The organism is Corallococcus sp. AB011P (assembly GCF_003611605.1).
GTDB lineage: Bacteria > Myxococcota > Myxococcia > Myxococcales > Myxococcaceae > Corallococcus > Corallococcus coralloides.
The window spans coordinates 1-1,233 of sequence record NZ_RAVX01000065.1; the positions used below are offsets into that span (position 1 = coordinate 1).

General features: G+C 69.6%; 1 pseudogene. It reads left to right on the plus strand.

Annotated features, from left to right (window positions below):
* Positions 1–26: 26 nt before the first annotated feature.
* Positions 27–1,233 (plus strand): annotated as a pseudogene (locus D7X30_RS41340) (IS3 family transposase); the annotation flags it as partial.

The window sequence follows — 1,233 nt, forward strand, 5'->3', positions numbered from 1 at the left end:
TGGGGGAATAACCTCCCCCGTGTGAGGTGGATGTGAAGAAGCAGCAGAAGCAGGACAGGACGTCGGAGCGCGGTCGGTTTTCGGCGAAGCGCAAGAAGGAGGCGGTGCTCCGGTTGCTCAAGGGCGAGGAACTCGACGCCCTGTCGCGGGAGCTGGGCGTCACGGCGGCCTTGCTGAGTGAGTGGCGGGAGAAGTTCCTGGCTGGGGCCGAAGCGAACCTCAAGAGCCGCGAGCCGGAAGCGGCGGACGACGAGGTGCTGCGGCTCAAGGCCATGGTGGGCGAGCTGATGATGAAGAACGAGCTGCTCTCGGAGAAGGCCCGACTGCTGGAGGGCAACGCGCCGGGTTTTCCCTGGAGGAAGTCGAGAGGATGAGCGCCCGGCTCTCGCCTTCCAGCGGCAAGCGGTACGGCCTGGCGCTCGTGACGGCCACCTGGGGCGTGCCTCGCGCCACGGTGTACCGACACCGCGCCCGCCGTCAGTCCACGGATGGGCCGACGGCGCGGCGCGGCCCCAAGACGGCGCTGACGGACGAGGCGCTGCGGGAGGCCATCCGCGGCATTCTGGCGGCCTCGCCCTTCCTGGGCGAAGGGCACCGAAAGGTGTGGGCACGGCTGCGCGCGCAGCACGTACGCACCTCGAAGGCCCGCTGCCTGCGGCTGATGCGCGAGGCGGGGCTCCTGGCGCCGGGCCGTGCTCGCCGGGTGCTGGGGCCACGCCACCACGACGGCACGATTACCACCGACAGGCCCGACGTCATGTGGGGCACCGACGCCACCTGCACGGTGACGGCGCTGGAGGGCCAGGCCACCGTCTTCATCGCCATCGACCACGCCACTGCCGAGTGTGTCGGCATCCACGCGGCCAAGGTAGGCACCCGTTTCGAAGCCCTCGAGCCCATTCGCCAGGGCGTCAAGGCTCGCTTCGGTGGGTATGGCCGAGGCGTGGCCTCGGGGCTGTCCATCCGCCACGACAACGGCAGCCAGTACACCTCCGACGTCTTCCAGAGCGAGCTGCGCTTCCTGGGCGCCCAGTCCAGCCCATCCTTCGTCCGCAGCCCCGAGGGCAACGGCTGCGCCGAGCGCTTCATCCGCACCCTCAAGGAGCAACTGCTCTGGGTACGCACCTTCTCCACCGTGGAGGCACTCCGACAGGCGCTGCTGGAGTGGGCCCACCGGTACAACGAGCACTGGCTGCTGGAGCGCCACCATTTCCGCTCGCCGAGTCAGGCCCG